This is a genomic window from Pseudomonas sp. DW-iso3, from assembly GCF_058725305.1.
Map to the genome: position 1 here is coordinate 1 of NZ_JBZXDZ010000006.1, position 18,969 is coordinate 18,969.

General features: G+C 59.6%; 15 protein-coding genes and 1 rRNA gene. 11 read left to right on the forward strand and 5 right to left on the reverse strand.

Annotated elements, in window-relative coordinates:
- The first annotated feature begins 117 nt into the window (after window positions 1-117).
- Both rrf and AC4PS7_RS18030 read left to right on the forward strand, forming a co-directional pair.
- Window positions 118-233 (forward strand): 5S ribosomal RNA (gene rrf / locus AC4PS7_RS18025).
- 284 nt (window positions 234-517) lie between these two features.
- Window positions 518-2,398: a methyl-accepting chemotaxis protein gene (locus AC4PS7_RS18030; RefSeq protein ID WP_010214278.1), complete on the forward strand. Its 1,881-nt coding sequence runs from the start codon at window positions 518-520 to the stop codon at window positions 2,396-2,398.
- Between the two features lie 45 nt (window positions 2,399-2,443).
- On the opposite strand, the gene AC4PS7_RS18035 is transcribed toward AC4PS7_RS18030, so the two are convergent.
- The 5 genes from AC4PS7_RS18035 to AC4PS7_RS18055 form a co-directional block, all read right to left on the reverse strand.
- Complete coding sequence (locus AC4PS7_RS18035; protein WP_010214276.1) at window positions 2,444-2,902, reverse strand: SRPBCC family protein; 459 nt, start codon at window positions 2,900-2,902, stop codon at window positions 2,444-2,446.
- Window positions 2,903-2,920: 18 nt separating this feature from the next.
- The gene (locus tag AC4PS7_RS18040; RefSeq protein ID WP_154847803.1) at window positions 2,921-6,298 is read right to left on the reverse strand and encodes an amino acid adenylation domain-containing protein; all 3,378 of its coding nucleotides are present in this window, start codon (window positions 6,296-6,298) and stop codon (window positions 2,921-2,923) included.
- A complete protein-coding gene (locus AC4PS7_RS18045; RefSeq protein WP_010214273.1) occupies window positions 6,295-7,242 on the reverse strand; it encodes a diiron oxygenase in 948 nt (315 codons plus the stop codon). Before AC4PS7_RS18045 ends, AC4PS7_RS18040 begins: the two co-directional genes overlap by 4 nt.
- Window positions 7,239-7,997, reverse strand: a complete 759-nt coding sequence (locus AC4PS7_RS18050) for a DUF3050 domain-containing protein (protein ID WP_029529282.1) — start codon at window positions 7,995-7,997, stop codon at window positions 7,239-7,241. The genes AC4PS7_RS18045 and AC4PS7_RS18050 overlap by 4 nt, the downstream gene beginning before the upstream one ends.
- A gap of 330 nt (window positions 7,998-8,327) precedes the next feature.
- Entirely contained in the window at window positions 8,328-9,038 is a 711-nt protein-coding gene (locus tag AC4PS7_RS18055; protein ID WP_010214271.1) for a GntR family transcriptional regulator, read from the reverse strand.
- A gap of 366 nt (window positions 9,039-9,404) precedes the next feature.
- Here AC4PS7_RS18055 and AC4PS7_RS18060 point away from each other — a divergent pair, with 366 nt between their 5' ends.
- The 9 genes from AC4PS7_RS18060 to AC4PS7_RS18100 all read left to right on the forward strand — a co-directional run bounded on the left by AC4PS7_RS18060 (window position 9,405) and on the right by AC4PS7_RS18100 (window position 18,904).
- Window positions 9,405-10,298, forward strand: coding sequence for a TauD/TfdA dioxygenase family protein (locus AC4PS7_RS18060; RefSeq protein ID WP_010214270.1), 894 nt, complete (start codon window positions 9,405-9,407; stop codon window positions 10,296-10,298).
- Between the two features lie 14 nt (window positions 10,299-10,312).
- Window positions 10,313-11,338, forward strand: coding sequence for an ABC transporter substrate-binding protein (locus tag AC4PS7_RS18065; RefSeq protein WP_010214269.1), 1,026 nt, complete (start codon window positions 10,313-10,315; stop codon window positions 11,336-11,338).
- A 1-nt stretch (window position 11,339) separates the two neighbouring features.
- Entirely contained in the window at window positions 11,340-12,191 is an 852-nt protein-coding gene (locus tag AC4PS7_RS18070; protein ID WP_010214268.1) for an ABC transporter ATP-binding protein, read from the forward strand.
- Window positions 12,192-12,202: 11 nt separating this feature from the next.
- Window positions 12,203-13,051, forward strand: coding sequence for an ABC transporter permease (locus AC4PS7_RS18075; RefSeq protein WP_010214267.1), 849 nt, complete (start codon window positions 12,203-12,205; stop codon window positions 13,049-13,051).
- A 99-nt stretch (window positions 13,052-13,150) separates the two neighbouring features.
- A complete protein-coding gene (locus AC4PS7_RS18080) occupies window positions 13,151-13,777 on the forward strand; it encodes an energy transducer TonB (RefSeq protein ID WP_010214265.1) in 627 nt (208 codons plus the stop codon).
- A 52-nt stretch (window positions 13,778-13,829) separates the two neighbouring features.
- Window positions 13,830-14,750 (forward strand): LysR family transcriptional regulator, encoded by a 921-nt coding sequence (locus AC4PS7_RS18085; RefSeq protein WP_010214263.1) that lies wholly within the window; start codon window positions 13,830-13,832, stop codon window positions 14,748-14,750.
- A gap of 102 nt (window positions 14,751-14,852) precedes the next feature.
- Window positions 14,853-16,388 carry an MFS transporter gene (locus AC4PS7_RS18090; protein ID WP_010214262.1) on the forward strand — a complete coding sequence of 512 codons (1,536 nt, stop codon included), beginning with the start codon at window positions 14,853-14,855 and terminating at the stop codon, window positions 16,386-16,388.
- Between the two features lie 15 nt (window positions 16,389-16,403).
- Window positions 16,404-17,462 (forward strand): HlyD family secretion protein, encoded by a 1,059-nt coding sequence (locus AC4PS7_RS18095; protein ID WP_010214261.1) that lies wholly within the window; start codon window positions 16,404-16,406, stop codon window positions 17,460-17,462.
- Window positions 17,459-18,904 carry an efflux transporter outer membrane subunit gene (locus tag AC4PS7_RS18100; protein WP_010214260.1) on the forward strand — a complete coding sequence of 482 codons (1,446 nt, stop codon included), beginning with the start codon at window positions 17,459-17,461 and terminating at the stop codon, window positions 18,902-18,904. The genes AC4PS7_RS18095 and AC4PS7_RS18100 overlap by 4 nt, the downstream gene beginning before the upstream one ends.
- Window positions 18,905-18,969: the final 65 nt, after the last annotated feature.

An 18,969-nucleotide genomic window follows, 5' to 3' on the forward strand; every position in this document is an offset into this window, starting at 1 on the left:
CGTCAAGATTAAATTCCAGAACCCCTGTTTGCTAACGCAGACAGGGGTTTTGTTTATGTAGAAGTCCATGAATTTCATCGGCACGTTGCTAGCGCAACGGTCCGATACACAGAATTTCTTGACGACCATAGAGCATTGGAACCACCTGATCCCATCCCGAACTCAGCAGTGAAACGATGCATCGCCGATGGTAGTGTGGGGTTTCCCCATGTGAGAGTAGGTCATCGTCAAGATTGAATTCCGAAACCCCTGTCTGCTAACGCAGACAGGGGTTTTGTCGTTTAGGGCCTTAAATCACCACGTTTCGTAACCCCCATCGCCTAGGTGTACCGCTGGTCTGTTTCCCACATAAAAACAGGAAATACCTCACAAATTCCTAAGATTTGCCAAGCGTTGGCCGAAAGCCTGACGAGCCATGCGTGCACCGAAATAGAGCGGCCGGAGAAGCTGCCTATACCGCTACATGGAATGTTCCACTCGGCACGCTCACCCCCCTTTGGCAAAAGAAGTCGATGAAATGAATCTTAAGTTCAGTCATAAAATTCTGTTGGCCGCGTCAGGCGTCGTGGTTTTGGCCTTCGCGTTGTTCACCCTCTATAACGACTACCTGCAACGCAGCACCATCAAGCAGAACCTGGAATCGTCCATCCAGCAATCCGGTGAGCTCACCGCCAGCAGTGTGCAGAACTGGCTCAGTGGGCGAATACTGGTACTCGAAAGCCTCACGCAAAACGTAGCCCACCAGGGCAGTGGTGCTGACCTTCCAGGTCTGGTCGATCAACCGGCATTCACCTCGAACTTCCAGTTCACCTACGTTGGCCAAACCAACGGCGTTTTCACTCAGCGTCCGGACGCAAAAATGCCCGATGGTTATGACCCTCGTCAGCGTCCCTGGTACAAGCAGGCAGTAGCCGCGGACAAACCCATGCTTACCCCGCCCTACATGGCCGCAGTAGGCGGGCAGATCGTGACCATCGCCATGCCGGTGAAGAAGAATGGTGAATTGCTCGGTGTAGTCGGTGGCGACCTGAGCCTGCAGACCCTGGTGAAGATTATCAATTCGGTGGACTTCGGCGGTATCGGCCATGCGTTCCTGGTCAGTAGCGACGGGCAAGTCATCGTCAGTCCTGAACAGGACCAGGTGATGAAGAACCTCAAGGACATCTACCCTGGCACCCAGGTGCGTATCGAGAAGGTCAGCCAGGATGTCGTCCTCAACGGTCAGGACCGCATCCTGTCCTTTACCCCTATCAGTGGCTTACCCGGCGCAGATTGGTATATCGGTCTGTCGATTGATAAAGACAAAGCCTACGCACCGCTGGGCAAGTTCCGTACTTCCGCCTTGATTGCCATGTTGATCGCCGTAGTCGCGATTGCGGTGCTCCTGAGCCTGTTGATTCAGGTCTTGCTGCGACCCCTCACCACCATGGGCGTGGCGATGCAGGACATTGCCCAAGGCGAAGGTGACCTAACCCGCCGCCTCGTTGTGACCAGCAAGGACGAGTTCGGCGAAGTCGGTAGCGCGTTCAATCAGTTTGTAGAACGTATCCACGCCTCGATTTCGGAGGTGTCTTCGGCAACCCGACAGGTGCACGATCTCTCCCAGCGTGTAATGGCCTCGTCCAATGCCTCTATCATCGGTTCCGATGAGCAAAGCGCGCGTACCAACAGCGTGGCAGCAGCGATCAACGAACTGGGCGCTGCTACCCAGGAAATCGCACGTAACGCCGCCGATGCTTCACAGCACGCCAGCGGCGCCAGTGAACAAGCCGACGATGGGCGCAAGGTGGTGGAGCAAACCATCCTTGCAATGTCGGAACTGTCGCAGAAGATCAGCCTGTCCTGCACTCAGATCGAGACCCTCAACGCCAGCACCGACAACATCGGCCACATTCTCGATGTGATCAAAGGCATCTCCCAGCAAACCAATCTGCTGGCACTCAACGCCGCCATCGAAGCGGCACGTGCTGGTGAGGCCGGTCGAGGCTTTGCAGTGGTCGCCGATGAGGTGCGTAACCTGGCTCACCGCACTCAGGAGTCGGCCGAAGAGATCCACAAAATGATCACGTCTCTGCAAGTGGGCTCGCGTGAAGCGGTGACCACCATGAACGCCAGCCAAACCTCCAGCGAAGAAAGTGTTGAGGTCGCGAACCAGGCTGGTGAGCGCTTGGTCAGCGTAACGCAGCGGATTGTCGAGATCGACGGCATGAACCAGTCCGTCGCCGCAGCCACGGAAGAACAGACGGCGGTGGTGGAAACGCTCAACGTCGACATCAATCAGATCAACCTGCTGAACCAGCAAGGCGTGGCCAATCTCAACGAAACCCTGAAGGATTGCGACGCGCTGTCGCAGCAGGCCAATCGATTGAAACAACTGGTCGATAGTTTCAAGATCTGACCCGCTGATTGATCGGGCAGGAGCGAGTCCTCTCGCCCCTGCCGCTTAGCCGACTAGCCGACGAACATTTTCCAAGGCGCTATCGGCGAAGCTCTGCACAAATTGTTCAAATCCTGTGTTTGCACGGTCGATGGGCTCGGCAATGATCGTCCATGTTGCTTTGGAACAGTCTGCGCCAAGGGCCTCCACACGGATCGCCGCCCACAGCCTGGCTACACCGAGGGTGTTGTAGATTGTGGTCCAGGTCATGTGCATGGCCTGTTCGTCGCGGCTATTGAGTTGCTCCACCACACAATTACCATCGCGGAAGAATTTTGTTCGCAAGGCGCCCACGCCTGTGCCCGTCATTTCGATATGTGTCAGGTCAGGAATGAACGCATCGAAGCCTGCGAATTGCCCCACTATGTCCCACAGGCGAGTGGCATGGCAGTCGACCAAAACAGACGCAACTATCGGCCGGCCATTCGGGTTGCAAATCAATGTATCGGGTTGCAGCGGTTTCATAAGGTTATCCTGAGGCATTCAAAGAAAGCCGGTGGCCTTGAGGTAGTCGCAGCCTTTACTCAACAGCGCCGGGTCCTTTTCGGGGTACTGTGCGCCCATTTGCTGGACAGCCTGTCGCGCGTTGTCGTAGCGAATCATCGAGGTGTCGCCGATGTCTTCGTCGAGACGGCCGAGATAAAAACCCAGTACGCCAAACAGTGCATTGTCATGGCTGATCGTGTGTAGCGACTGTTGCCACTGCTCAACGCTGACCCGCTTGAAACGGTGACCCGCCTGGCTGAAGCCATCCAAGTAGTGGGCCCAGCTCAACGGCTGCGGATTGTGCAGGTTGAACACACTGCTACCGGCTTGAAAGCGGGTGCAGTGGAACGCGATGAAGCGCGCCAGGAAGTCCACCGGCATCAGGTCGAAGTTCAACGCCAACTTCGGGAGCAGGCCCATTTGCAGTGACCCCTTGAGCATCAGCATCAGACGATTCTTTTGCGGCTGGCAAACGCCCGTGAGGCTGTTGAAACTGATGTTGCCGGGTCGATGGATATTCACCCAGGCCCCACGTTCCACCGCACGCGCCAGTTGCCGTTCGGCGACCCACTTGGACAAGTTGTAGCCATTCTTGATGTACAGCGGCAGCGTGGCCGCGGCGGGCGCTTCTAGGACATAGCCTTGAGTATCGACACTGCTCGACGCGGAGAGCGTCGAGACAAAATTGAGGACCTTCTTGCAGTGCGTCTCACACAGGCGTAGGCATTCGAGTACGGGGTCAACGTTGTCCCTGGTCAGCGACGCATAGTCCAATACATGGTTGACCCTGGCAGCGTTATGTACCAGCACACCGAACTCTTTGGCGAGGGTCTCATAGGCATTGCTGGTCAAACCCAGTCGAGGCAGGCTGACATCTGCGGCGAATACCTGCACCCGGCTCAGGTCCAGATGCTCCAGGCGATACTCGCGCAGCGCTTGGGTAAATCGCGCCATCGCCGACTGCCCCGGCTTCTCGCGCACCAGGCATGCTACTGCTGTAGCACCCTTGGCCAGCAGTGCCTCGACAATATGGACCCCTACAAAGCTGTTGGCCCCTGTAACGATCACTTTGTGCGGATCGCCCACGCAGTTTTCGGGCAGCGTGTTATATATCCGCTCCCGATGCGCATCACGAACCGCTTGGCTGGCGGATGTATCGGGTCGTTCTCCTTGTTCCACCAATGTTGCGAGCGTACGAATCGTCGGCGCCTCGATGAAGTGGTTCAGCGAAAAACTACGGCCGAATTGTTCGCGAAAACGCAGCAAGAGGGTCGACAGCAAAATCGAATGGCCGCCGAGGTCGAAGAAGCTTTCATCGATAGACAACTCACCCGTGGGCAACGCTAGCAGTTCGATCCACAAGTGGGTCAATTGAGTCTGAAGCGGGGTTTGTGCCGCGCTGCAGGCTGTCGGCAACGTGGGCTGGATCGGCACTGCCAGCAACGCCGCACGGTCGATTTTGCCGTTGCTGGAACACGGTATGCGTGGCAGCTCATCCCAGACGCCGGGCTGCATGTAGTCCGGTAGCCACTGCCGTGCATGGTGTTGCAGCGCCGTCATGCTTGCTCCCGGTTCGGGTTGCGCGACAAAGCCACGGATCCTGCGATCACGGTCGATCACCACTGCCACCTGTCGATACAGCCGACTGCTGCGCAGGCACTGCTCAATCTCCAGGGGCTCTACCCGAAAACCACGGATCTTCACCTGATCATCTCGCCGTCCTCCCAGCACGATCCCGTCGGCAGTCCACTGCGCCAGGTCGCCAGTGCGATAGGCCCGCAACGGCAGTTCGCCTGGCACTGCCAGCTCCACGAAAGAACTGGAAGCCTGTGATAGTGCGTTCACGTACCCCAGGCTCACTCCGGGGCCGACGATATACACCTCACCCATCACCCCTTCATCCACCGGTTGCAGGTGTTCATCGAGGATCAGCACCTGGCTGTTGGCGATGGGGCGGCCGACGTTGCGATTGCTGTCATTGGGGCGCAGCATCCGATGGGTGACCAACACCGTGGCCTCCGTCGGCCCATAGAGGTTATGGAACTGGCACTGCGCTGAAAGGCGTTCGATCACATGGGGTTCGCACACATCTCCACCGGTCAGCAGATGCGTGAGGCCCAGCGGTTGATCGAGCGGCAGGATACTCAGCAGCGCAGGCGGAAGAAAGGCATGGGTGATGCGCTGCCGGTGAAGCAGGTCCAGCAGCTGTTGAGGGTCTTGTCGTTGCTCTGTGCTGGGGACGATCAACTGAGCACCCGCTACCAAGGCGGGGAAAATATCGATCAGCGATGAATCGAAGCTCAATGGCGAGAACTGCAAGACGCGGCTCTGTTCATCCAGGTTCACACAGGACCTGAACCAGGCCGTGAAATGCGCCAGGTTGGCTTGGCTGAGCAACACGCCTTTGGGTTGCCCGGTGGTGCCCGAGGTAAAGAGCATCAGGCAGGGCGCATCGGCATGACGGTGGAGGCGCGCCAACGGCTGTGTGAGGTCGACGTCGTGTAGAGCGTGGCCGCTGACATCCAGTGAGCTGAAACACGCTCTTAATGGATGCTGACCGGCGTCCAGCAATACCTGGGCTCCTGCGCTTTCGAGCATGGCCCGATGGCAGTGAGGCGGCTGGTCCGGATTCAACGGCAGGTACACCGCTCCACTGCCCAGCACGGCAAGGATACTGGCGTACAAGCCGATTGTTTTTTCCAGGCAGATCCCGACGACTGCGGGCGTTTGCCCCGTTACCAACAAGGGGTGCAAGCGCTGCTGGATTGCCAATGCTTGAGCATGCAGCTGACGATAGGTCACTTCGCTGGCACCGATATGCAATGCGGGCCGGTCGGCAAATGTATGAAAGCTTGCCTGCAACCGATTGATCAGTGGCACTCGGGCTGCCTCTATCACGTCAGGGTCGGCGGAGCGGTTGAACCGGTGGGTGAATGCCAGCGCCTCAAGCGCATCCAGGCAGTGTTCGGGCCAGCCATTGGCGACCGCCTTCAATTCGAAGTATCCAGGGTCTCGCGAGAAGCCGCTGATGTGCAGCGCGGTCCATTCCACCAATTCGCGGATGACTCGCCGGCGCAGTCGTTGACCGTTACCGCTGAGCTCGTCGGCGATGTCCAGTACGGCCAACAGCTTTCGGTCTGGCCTATAGGCGCGCAGTTGCAGCGCGGGCAACCCGTAGTCGGTGATGGGGCCGACGCCCAGGCGCAGGCTCAATTTTGGAATCGGGCGTGCGTTGCCCTGCACCGACTGATCGCCGTCATCGATGCACAGGTCGACGCCCTCGTTGCCTGTGATATGCCCATACTGTTCCAGCTCTTGCCTGACCGCCTCCAAGGCGCTGCTGGCGCCGGAAAATCCAATGCTCAGCCGCCTCATGTCACCCTCCCGGACACTGGCAGGTAATCGTTCAACGCATGCGCCACGCTCGGCGTTTGCAGCAAACCGCTGTGTTGCAGAAAGCCAAGGATATTGCCCATCAATGGATGTTGGCGGGTGATAGGGAAGGCCTGTGCCGCCACTTCAGCGCGTAACGCACCGCGTAGGCTGGCGCTGATGTCGAGGTGTTGGATCAAGTTCAAGTCGAAGTTTTTTTGCAGGTCGTTCGTCAGGTACTGAGCCAGGAAAACCGGCAGCACCTTGGCGATTTCATTGCGGTCCCCCTCGCTCGCGGTTTGCCAATACAGGCGTACGAGCCGTATCCAGAACTGGGCGTGGCGGCCCTCATCAAACAGGTGGTCGGCCATCAAGCCACGGATGGAAGCTTTCACGCTGGTGTCCTTGGAGAATGCCGCCACATCCTGGGTCACGGTGTTTTCAGCGATTGCCACGCCAATCAGTGCGACAGCATCGCGTAGATGAGCGGGCGCCAACGCCTGTGCCGTGGGCAGCGCACGGCTCAGCTCTATTTCTGTGGGCAGTTCCAGCGGTTGTATGCCGGTCATGGCCACGGTTTGCTGCAGGAAATCCAGCGCAACCAGTGCGTGGTAATCCTCGTCCACGACGACGGTCATCGCATCCACGCGGCAGGTCAGCGGGAAGGGCACAGCGAAGCGATTTTTGGCGATGCTGCGTGCAGTCTTGTCGACGATCTCGGTCTCGAATATCACCACGTCGTTGATGAACTTGTAAAAGCTCTGCACCAGTACAAAATCGCGCCACTGAGGGCAGTGCTCAAGAAATGCCGCGCAGAGCACCAGGGGCTGACGGCACAGCGGGTAGATCAGTTTGTCATCGCTCTCCAGCAAGCGCCGAGGCCGTGTGCGGATGGTTGCGCGGCGCTCCCAGTCATCGGCGATGGCTTGGTAGTCGCCGGCGTTCATGGGTGCACCTCTTGCAGCGAGGCCCGAAGCTCATCCCAGAACGCGACACGGCTGTGCATGGCCGCGAGTGCGGCGTCGTGGGCCTGTTGCGGATACGTAGGGTCTGCGCTGACCAGGCGATTGAGTAACTGCTCCGCCGCTGGCCCGTGTTCCTTGGCGTCCAATTCGATGTGGCGCTTGAGGTAAGCGCACAAGGTAGGCGCTTGACGATGAATGAACTCATCAGATTGCAGGATGCGTTCGAACATCCCCGGGATGACATGCTCGCGACCGTACAGGAATGTGGCCGCCACACAATGGGTAGGCGCATTCAATGCAAGGTGCAAGGTGGCGTTGACGAAGCGGCTCACGCCGGGAGGAGCCTCGACCTGGTGCAAGGCTGCCGTGGCTCCCAGGCCTTGGCGTAGCAGCGCAACAAAGTGGCTGATGGCCGAGGTGCTGGCGCCCACTTCCGCCATGGCTTCCAAATACAGTTCGAAATGGCTGCAATAGCCTTGCACGGGGTGTTCGTCTGACTCCTCACCCAGAATGATCTCATTGATCAGCCGCGCTGCCTGCGGGTCTTCAGCGGGTAGCCAGGGCAAGCGAGTGCAGGTCAGGTCCTGTTGCAGGCGCTTGGCGAGGGTCATGAAGTCCCAGACTGCAAACACATGACTTTCCATAAAAAGTTGTAACTTGCGCAGGGAAGTTATTTCTAAAAATAACGAATGGCTGCATAACTGCAGTTTTGCTGTTTCAAGTAAAGGTTGATGCATGGTTGATGCCTATAAGTTGTTGCGGCTGCTGTTGGGAAACAGCGATGAGTTTGTAATGGTCAGGGCGCGCGCAGGCATAAGCCGACTACCGGCGCGCAGAAATGCTCGACGATAGGCGCTGCAACGCCGAGCGGAGTGGTTTAGTAATAAAAGATGATAAGCGTATTAAATAGGTTGGCGCGCATACAAATATAATAGAAGTTTTTCTAAATAATATATGTTGTAAGTTGGTTGCTTGGGGCGTAGTGGGAAGTTTCTTTAGCGGGAGGCACTACACTGAGTGAGTGGCCCCCGTAATATTGGAAGGACGGGACAGGAGAACGCAATACTTTATGGCGTAACTTTCTTGCCGTGGGCATCCAAGCCATTCAGGTACGCCGTGATCACCTCCATGCCTCGCATCAAGTGATTGCGCAGCGTCAAGATGCTTTCCTGGGTTTTCTTCTGCGCTACCAAGTTCAACAGTTCGCGGTGGTCCTCCTGGGACGTTTCGCCCAGCCCCATGGCCTCAAGGTTGTAACGCAGGAATCGCTCTTCCTCGTTCAAACCGTGCTCCACCAGTTTAAGCAGCCGCTGGTTGGGGGCCTTGCCATAAAGCGCCATGTGGAACAGGCGATTGAGGCGTCCAATCTCGGTGTAGTCTTTTTCCTGTTCGAGGGCACAAATAAACGCCTCGGCTTCCTCGATATCGGCTTCGGTGAGCAAGGGAATCGACAGGCGCAGCGCTTCAGACTCCAGCAACATCCGCAGTTCATAGGTCTCGGCTGAATTGTCTTCGATCAACGGTGCAACCACGGCGCCCTTGTGGGTCACCACATGCAGCAGTGACTGGGCCTCCAGTTGGCGCAAGGCTTCACGCACCGGCATGCGACTGACCCCGAACAGGCTGGCCAACTCCTGTTGGCGCATGGCAGTACCGCAGGGCAACCGACCATCCAGGATGGCGTTGCGCAAGGTTTCTTCAATCACGGAGCGAGCGAGATGGGCGGGAATAGGTCCGCTGATCTTGATGCTGTTCAAAGGGGTCGGCTTCTGCGTCACGGTTACGCTATCCTCCTTATTAGAATGGGCGTGGCTAATTGGATCCAATGCACACTAGAGACTGCCCGTAAGCTTGTCAAACGGGCACAGTTTCGGCTTGTAAGCGTTTCAACATAGGGCTCCCAGCGCCCACAGCCAGCATTTATGGCGCCTTACACAGGCAGGTTCATCAAACCTGCTTCAAGCGCCGACAATGCAGCATCAGGTGTTATGGACTGAACACTTTACCGCTGTGGTTTATTGCCCTGGGCCAAGTGGCTTGGGGTTGAGCCGAAACATTCCCGCATATCGTTATTCATTAACGGTATTTAAATAGCCGTTCTTATATCTATAAAGTCAATCTCCTGTCTGACCGGGAGTGACCTCATGTCCGCCACCTCTACTGTTCCAACAGCGACCGCTACCGTCCAATCCTTCGAGATTCGTCCACTGCCCGGCAGCGTCGGCGCCGAGATCATTGGCCTGGACTTGTCGCGACCGGTCAACGACGAGGATTTTTCGCGCATTCACCGCGCGCACTTGGACCATCATGTCGTGGTGTTCCGTGACCAGCGCATCACCCCCGAGCAGCAGATCGCCTTCAGCCGTCGTTTCGGCGTGCTGCAGATCCATGTGCTCAAACAGTTCCTGCTGGCCAACCACCCGGAAATTCTGATCGTCTCCAACATCATTGAAAACGGCCAGTCCATCGGTCTGGGAGACGCGGGCAAATTCTGGCATTCGGACCTGTCCTATAAGGAACTGCCGAGCCTGGGTTCGATGCTGCACGCCCAGGAACTGCCCTCCGAAGGTGGCGACACCTTGTTCGCCGACATGCACAAAGCCTGGGACCAATTGCCCGAACACCTGCGCACGGCCGTTGACGGCCGCAGTGCCGCGCATTCCTACACCGCGCGCTACAGCGAGACCAAATTCGAAGGCAACTGGCGCCCCACACTGACCCCAGAGCAGCTTGCCCAGGTTGCGGAAGTCGTGCACCCCATCGTGCGTACCCATCCGGAAAACGGCCGCAAAGCGCTGTTCGTGAGCGAAGGCTTCACCACTCGAATCGTCGGGCTGCCCGAAGACGAAAGCCGCGACGTGCTGGCCCAACTCTACGCCCACAGCGTGTTGCCGCAAAACATCTACCGCCATCAATGGCAGCCCCACGACTTGGTGTTCTGGGACAACCGCTCGCTGATTCACCTGGCTGCCGGTTGCCCAAGCCATCTACGCCGCAAGCTGTTTCGTACCACCATTCAGGGCGACGCGCCTTTCTGATTCGGAGCACAAGCATGTCCAGCAAAACTCCATTCGCACGGCTGGCCGCGACTGTCGGCCTGGGTGTCAGCCTGCTGGCTGGCAGCCTTGTTGCGCCGACAGCCGCGCAGGCCGAAGGCGAGATCCGCATCGCCGAACAGTTCGGCATCGTGTACCTGTTGCTCAACGTGGTGCGCGAGCAGAACCTGATTGAAAAATACGGCAAGCAGCAAGGCATCGACATCAAGGTCGACTGGACACAATTGTCCGGCGGCGCCGCCGTCAACGACGCGCTGCTCTCCGGTTCCATCGACATCGCCGGCGCCGGTGTCGGCCCGCTGCTGACCATCTGGGACCGCACCCGCGGCAAGCAGAACGTCAAGGCCGTCGCGTCCCTGGGTAACTTCCCTTACTACCTGGTGAGCAACAATCCCAAGGTCAAGACCATCGCCGATTTCACCGAGCAGGACCGCATTGCCGTGCCGGCGGTGGGCGTGTCGGTGCAGTCGCGCTTCCTGCAATACGCCGCGGCCAAGCAATGGGGCGACAAGGAATTCAATCGCCTCGACAAGTACACCGTCGCCGTCCCGCACCCGGATGCCACTGCAGCACTGATCGCTGGCGGTACCGAGCTGACCGGGCATTTTTCCAACCCGCCGTTCCAGGACCAGGCCCTGGCCAATCCGAACGTGCATGTGGTGCTGAACACCTACGACCTGCTTGGCCCGAACTCGCCGACCGTGCTGTTTGCCACCGAAAAATTCCGCAACGACAATCCAAAAACCTACACGGCGTTCGTGGAAGCGTTGACCGAAGCCGCGCAGTTCGCCCAGCACGATAAAGGTGCTGCGGCTGACACCTACATCCGCGTGACCAAGGCCAAGATCGACCGTGCCGAGCTGCTGAAAATCATCGACAACCCGCAATTCGAATTCAGCGTTACGCCAAAAAACACCTACCCGCTGGCGGAATTCCTCTACCGCGTCGGCGCCATCAAGAACAAGCCTGAATCGTGGAAGGACTACTTCTTCCAGGACGCCAAGCCCCTGCAAGGAAGTTGAGATGAACGCGCCCTTGCAAGGCCACACGGCCAGCAACCTGCACACCACCGCGCCGTTGCTGGCGGTGGATCACGTCAGCCTGGAATACCGCACCCCGGAGCGCGTAGTGCGGGCAACCCATCAAGTCAGTTTCGAGATCGATCCTGCCGACCGCTACGTGTTGCTCGGCCCTTCCGGTTGCGGCAAATCAACGTTGCTCAAGTCTATCGCCGGGTTTATCAAACCGTGCGAAGGCGAGATCCGTCTGTTGGGGCAAAAGGTCGACCAACCGGGCCCGGACCGCATCGTGGTGTTCCAGGAATTCGACCAACTGCCACCGTGGAAAACCGTAAAACAGAACGTGATGTTCCCATTGCTGGCCTCTAAAACCTTGAAGCGCGCCGAAGCCGAAGAACGCGCGCTGCACTACCTCGACAAAGTCGGCCTCACGGCGTTTGCCGATGCCTATCCCCACACGCTTTCCGGCGGTATGAAAGCCCGTGTCGCCATCGCCCGCGCCTTGGCCATGCAGCCGAAAATCCTGCTGATGGACGAGCCCTTCGCTGCCCTCGATGCCCTGACCCGGCGCAAGATGCAGGAAGAATTGCTGCTGCTCTGGGAAGAGGTGCGTTTCACCCTGTTGTTCGTCACCCACTCCATCGAAGAAGCGCTGGTGGTGGGCAATCGCATTCTGTTGCTGTCGCCTCATCCGGGGCGCGTGCGCGCGGAAATCCACAGCCATCAATATGACCTGCACAGTCTCGGTGGCGTGGAGTTCCAGGCATCGGCGCGGCGTATCCATCGCTTGCTGTTCGATGAAGCGCCCGAGGCCGAACGTGAATTGGGTTTCGCTGATATCCGCATCGCGTATTAAGGGGAGCATCCATGCGCCAGGAATATGAAATCACCCTAGAACCGCTGATCAGCGTCCCCGTGGAGCGCGAACTGCCCCTGCGCCAACGCCTGTGGCAACAAGGTTGGCTGCGCAAGGGCCTGATCCTGGTGGTACTCGCGATCCTTTGGGAAGTCGTTGCGCGCTACCAGAATAATGACCTGTTGTTGCCGAGCTTCTTGCAGACCTTTCATGCGCTGTACGACGGCTTGCTCAGCGGCGAGTTGCTCAGCAAGGTCAGCATCTCGCTGGTGGTGCTGATCAAGGGTTACTTGATCGGCATCGTACTGGCGTTTGCCCTGACCACCTTGGCGGTATCGACCCAACTGGGCCGCGATCTGCTGAGCACCCTGACCTCGATGTTCAACCCGCTGCCGGCCATTGCATTGCTGCCGCTGGCGCTGCTGTGGTTTGGCTTGGGGCAGAACAGCCTGATCTTCGTGCTGGTGCATTCGGTGCTGTGGGCGCTGGCGCTCAACACGTATTCCGGGTTCCTCGGCGTGTCCGAAACCCTGCGTATGGCTGGGCGCAACTATGGCCTCAAGGGCATGCGTTTTGTGCTGTTCATCCTGATCCCGGCGGCGCTGCCGTCGATCCTCGCGGGCCTCAAGATCGGCTGGGCATTTGCCTGGCGCACCCTGATCGCCGCCGAGTTGGTGTTCGGTGCCACCAGCGGCAAGGGTGGCCTGGGGTGGTACATCTTCCAGAATCGTAACGAGCTGTACACCGACAAGGTGTTTGCCGGTCTGGCAGTCGTGATCCTGATCGGCCTGCTCGTGGAAAACCTGGTGTTTGACACCTTTGAGCGCCTGACCGTGAAGCGTTGGGGTATGCAGCGCTAAACACGAATGATTGCTCTTTGTCCGCCGTGAAGCCGATAATGCCGGCGGAATCTGGCGCCGCCCTGGCGTCAGGTGTGCCTCGTAAAAGGATTTACAACGATGCGGTTTTTTGTCTTGGCAGCGGCCTTGCTATTGTCGACCTCGGTTTTCGCGGAGTTCGTGCCCGAGCCGGTCAGCATGCCCAAGCCGCTTTACCCCAGCAACCTGACCTTCACCCAAGGGCATGCGCGTATCGGCCTGAATATTCACAACGACGGTACGGTCAGCGATGTCAAAGCGCTCAGCGCCACCAAGCCGGCGTTTGGTGCAGCCGCCGTCGCTGCGGCCACACTCTGGCGCTTCAAGCCTTGGACGGTAACTGCCGATCGGCCTGCGGTACTCGACGCGCAGAACGATATGATTTTCACGCCCGAAGCGCCAAGGAAGGAAACGACTCAACTGACCTTCACGCAAACCACTTACCAATCCTGCAGCGCACTGACCGAAGAAGTCAGCCAGTTCCGTCGCGACCATCCCACCCGCCCGTTGATCGCGATGAAGAGCTTTGCCATTACCCGGGTAGCGGTGATGTTCCCGGCGCTAAGCGGTAAAAGCGATTACAACGAAGGCCTGACCCGTGCCGACGAACTGGAAAACGCCCTGCCGGAAATCGTGCGTAAGTGCCAGGCTCATCCCAAAGCCACCTACGCGGACTACCTGCCCCGTAACCTGAAGCGCTACCTGTAAAGCCTGCTACGATTGCGCCCAGTTCACTCCCCATTGGTCACGAGTGCTTGGCATGCAATTACCGGACATGAACCTGCTGGTCGCCCTCGACGCCTTGCTCGACGAGGGCAGTGTGGTTGGCGCCGCGCGCCGCATGAACCTCAGCCCGGCGGCCATGAGCCGCACCCTCACGCGTATCCGCGAAGCCGTCGGCGACCCGATCCTGGTGCGCGCCGGTCGCGGCCTGGTGCCAACGCCCAAGGCTCTGCAGTTGCAAGGCCAGGTGCGCAACGTGGTGGAACAAGCGGCGCTGTTGTTCCGTTCCGCGGACCAAGTGGATTTGAGCACGTTGCGCCGTCGTTTCAGCGTGCGCGCCAACGACTTTTTCATCGGCGTGTACGGCGGTCGCCTGTTCGACACCATGGAACGCATGGCGCCGCTGTGCGAGCTGTGCTTCGTGCCCGAAGGCGATACCGACGACGAGGCCCTGCGTGAAGGTCGCCTGGATTTGCGCGTGAGCAACACCATGCCGGTCACTCCCGAAGTGAAGGTGCAGAACCTGTTCTCCACCACCTTCGTCGGCCTGGCACGGGAAGACCATCCGTTGTTCGACGAAGACATCACCGCCGCACGCTTTGCCAGTTACTCCCATATCAGCATCTCGCGGCGCGGCATTGCCCGTGGGCCGATCGACACCGCGCTGAGTGCTCAGGGCTTGGAACGTCGTGTGGCAATGATCGCCCCAGGCTTTCACGGCGCGATGTTCATGCTGCCCGATTCCGACTTGCTGCTGCCGGTGCCCAAGGAAGCGCTGTTGAGCGCCAATCGCCTGAAACTGCCCCTGCGCTCGTTCGCCCTGCCGATCTCGTTGCCGACGCTGGTGCTTGCCCAATCCTGGCACCCGCGATTCGATAAAGACCCTGCTCACAAATGGCTGCGTGAAACCATGCGCGAGAGTTGTCACGCCACTTGGCTTGAAGCACAGCCTGTTTGATCGTTGCGTTTGGTGCACTTATACCCTTCCAACAAGTAACTTTTTGTCATGTTTGTGCCTGATTAAACTGCTCAGGTATTCAACATCCCGAGTTACCTGTTCATGACCTCCCTCGCTGCCCCCACCCTTGCGGCCGCAGCCAAACCCACCGCGATGACCCCACCTGTATTCGGCCCGCGCATCATCATCGGGCTGGTCGGCGTGTTGCTGGCGGTGCTGGTCTCTGGCCTCAACGAGATGGTCACCAAAGTGGCCCTCGCGGACATTCGCGGTGCGCTGTACATAGGCTTTGACGAAGGCACCTGGCTGGTCGCGGCGTACACCGCGACTTCCGTGGCGGCCATGGCGTTTGCGCCCTGGTGTTCGGTGACCTTTTCCCTGCGCCGTTTCACCTTGTGCGCCATCGGCCTGTTCACTGCGCTGGGCATCCTGTGTCCGTTCGCGCCGAACTACGAAAGCCTGTTGGTGCTGCGCACTGTGCAAGGCCTGGCCGGTGGTGCGTTGCCGCCGATGCTGATGACCGTGGCTCTGCGGTTCTTGCCGGCCAACGTCAAGCTGTACGGCTTGGCCGGCTACGCACTCACCGCCACCTTCGGCCCGAGCCTGGGCACGCCGCTGGCGGCGCTATGGACCGAGTATGTTGGCTGGCAGTGGGCGTTCTGGCAGATCGTCGCGCCGTGCCTGCTGGCCATGATCGCCGTGGCCTACGGATTGCCGCAGGATCCGATTCGGTTGGAGCGTTTCAAGCAGTTCAACTGGCGCGGCTTGCTGCTGGGTTTCCCGGCGATCTGCATGCTGGTCATCGGCATTCTGCAAGGCAACCGCCTGGACTGGTTCGAGTCGGGTCTGATCACCTTCCTGTTAGGGGGCGGTGGCGTGTTGCTGGTGCTGTTCATGGTGAATGAATGGTCGCAGCCCATCCCCTTCTTCAAGCTGCAGATGCTCGGTCTGCGCAACCTGTCGTTCGCCCTGATTGTGCTGGCGGGCGTACTGATGGTGCTGACCTCGGTGATCATCATCCCGTCGAGTTTTCTCGCTCAGGTCCAGGGCTACCGTCCGCTGCAAACCGCGCCCGTGATGCTGCTGATGGCGATACCGCAGTTGATTGCGCTGCCGCTGGTGGCGGCGCTGTGCAACCTGCGTTGGGTCGATTGCCGATGGGTGCTGGGGATCGGCCTGGGCATGCTGGTGCTGTGCTGCGTGGGCAGCGCGCACCTGACTTCGGAATGGATTCGTGACGATTTCTACGGCCTCTACCTGCTGCAGATCTTCGGGCAACCGATGGCTGTGTTGCCGTTGCTGATGCTTTCCACCGGCAGTATCCAGCCAATGGATGGTCCGTTCGCCTCAGCCTGGTTCAACACCATCAAGGGGCTGGCCGCCGTGATCGCCACTGGCGTGCTCGATACCTTGACCACCCAGCGCCTGCATTTTCACTCGACCATGTTGGTCGACCGCCTGGGCAATTCCCCCCTGGCCGACGGCGATGCGCCGGGCCTGGCGCACCGCCTGCACGAGCAGGCCGTGGTGCTGACCTCTTCGGATCTCTATTACGTCATGGCCGCGGTCGCGGTGGCGTTGATCCTGCTGATTTTCTGGATGCCCACGCGGATCTTTCCGCCTCGCGCACCAACTTGATAGAAAGGACTGTTCATGAAACGCAAAGACAAAATTGCCGTCTCCGTCATCGCCGTGTTTGCCGTCGGCGTGCTGGTGTACCTGGTCGCGCCGGGTGTGCTGGGCAGCAAGCGCCAGACCACCAACGACGCGTTCGTCGCCGCTGACTTCACCCTGGTGGCGCCGCGCGTGGCCGGCTTTATCAAGGAAGTGCTGGTGGAAGACAACCAGCGTGTCAAAGCCGGGCAACTGCTGGCATTGATCGACGACCGCGACTTCCGCGCTGCCGCCCAGGCGGCTGATGCCGATACGTTGGTGGCGCAGGCCCAGCTGAAAAATGCCACCGCCACCTTGGAACGCCAAAGCTCGGTCATCGCCCAGGCCCAGGCCACCGTCGCGGCGGATCGCGCCGAAATGGCCTTCGCCGAACACGAACTCAATCGCTACAACCACCTTGCCGGTGTCGGCGCGGGCACTGTGCAGAACGCCCAGCAAGCCAAGACCCGTATCGACCAGGCCACCGCGCGGCTGGCGAATGCCACGGCGGTGCTGGCGGCCGAACGCAAGCAAGTGGAAATCCTCACCGCCCAGCGCGATGCCGCCGAGGGCGGGCTCAAACGCGCCCAAGCCGCGCTGGAACTGGCCAGCTTTCAACTCTCGTACACGCGCATCGTCGCGCCGGTGGATGGCATGGTCGGCGAGCGTGCGGTGCGCGTGGGCGCGTATGTCACGCCGGGCAGCAAGATCCTCGCGGTCGTGCCGCTGGAAGAGGCGTACGTGGTGGCCAACTTCCAGGAAACCCAACTCTCCCATATGCGTGCCGGCCAAGCCGTGCAGGTGCGTGTTGACAGCCTCGACGGCGAATTGCTCAACGGTCATCTGGAGAGCCTTGCACCCGCGACGGGCGTGACGTTTGCCTCGGTCAAACCGGATAACGCCACCGGCAACTTCACCAAGGTGGTGCAGCGCATTCCGGTGAAAATCGTCCTCGAACCCAACCAGGCACACACCGAGCGCCTGCGGGTCGGCATGTCGGTGGAAGCCAGCGTCGACACCCAGTCGGTCGCGCAGACGCGTGAGGTAGCCCAGCAATGAAGCGAGTTGCCTGGCTCACGTTGAGCCTTATCAGCCTGAGTGCCTGCACGGTCGGTCCAGACTTCCAGAGGCCGCAGGGCCCGCAAGTGACGCAATGGAGCGAGCCCCAGGGCCGCCAGGCGGCCAGCCGTGCGGTCAACGATCCGTTGCAGGAACGTTGGTGGGATGTGTTCCACGACGAGCAACTCTCGGCCCTTACACGCCGTGCGCTCACCGATAACCTCGACCTGAAGTTGGCCAGCAGTCGCCTGCAACAAAGCCGGGCCGTACGCCAGGTGACCACGGCCGAGCGTTATCCCAACGTCAACGCCAACGGTGATTACCAGCGCAAACGCAACAGTGGCAAAGGCTTGAGCGACCCGTCCGGCAACAACGGCCGTTCGGCATTCAACCAGTGGGACATGGGTTTCTCCGCGTCCTGGGAGCTGGACTTCTGGGGCCGCGTCAAACGCGAAACCGAAGCCGCCGACGCCACCTTGCAAGTCGCCGAAAACGACCGCCGTGCCGTGCTGTTGTCAGTGTTGGCCGAGACCGCTCAGAACTACATCCAACTGCGCGGTGTACAAAACACCCGCGCGGTCACCGAGCAGAACCTCGACGTCGCCCGTCACAGCCTCAAGCTCTCGCAGTTGCGCCTGGCTGACGGTGTGGCGACCGATCTGGACGTCGCCGAAGCCGCCGCCCAGGTCGCCGCCATTGAAGCGCGACTGCCGGATCTGCAACAGCGTCAGGACCAACTCATCAACGCCCTCAGCCTGTTGATGGGCGAACCGCCGCAGGCGCTGCATGCGCAACTGTCCAAGGACGCCGCCGTGCCCCAAACCCAGCGCCAGGTCGCGATTGGCCTGCCGTCGGAGCTGGCTGAGCGCCGCCCGGATATCCGCCAGGCCGAGGCGCGTTTGCATGCCGCCACCGCGAGCATCGGCGTGGCCAAGGGCGATTTCTACCCGCGCATCACCTTATCCGGCAGCCTCGGTTCCCAGGCCATGCAACTCTCGGATTTCGGTTCCTGGGGCTCCCGTGCCTTTGCCTTCGGCCCGCAGTTCAGCCTGCCGCTGTTCAATGGCGGGCGTTTGCAAGGCATGTTGAACCTGCGCGAAGCCCAGCAACAGGAAGCGGCGCTCGCGTACCAGCAAACCGTGCTGCGTGCCTGGCATGAGATCGACGACCAATTGACCCGCTACAACGCCAGCCAACTGCGCCGCGACAGCCTCGCCGAAGCCGTGCGTCAGAACCAGATTGCCCTGCGCACCGCGCAGCAGCAATACGTGGAAGGCGTGGTGGATTTCGTCAACGTGCTCACCGTGCAAAGCGCGCTGCTGGCCACGCAGGAGCAGTGGGTGGACAGTTCGACCGGGGTGTCGCTGGCGATGGTTGGCCTGTACAAAGCGTTGGGCGGGGGCTGGGAATCGGTCTACCCGCTGCAAACCGTTGGGCGCTGATCGACAAAGAGTTTTTGTCAGTCGAGAAATAAGGTGTAATGATAATTGCTCTCAATAGTACGCCT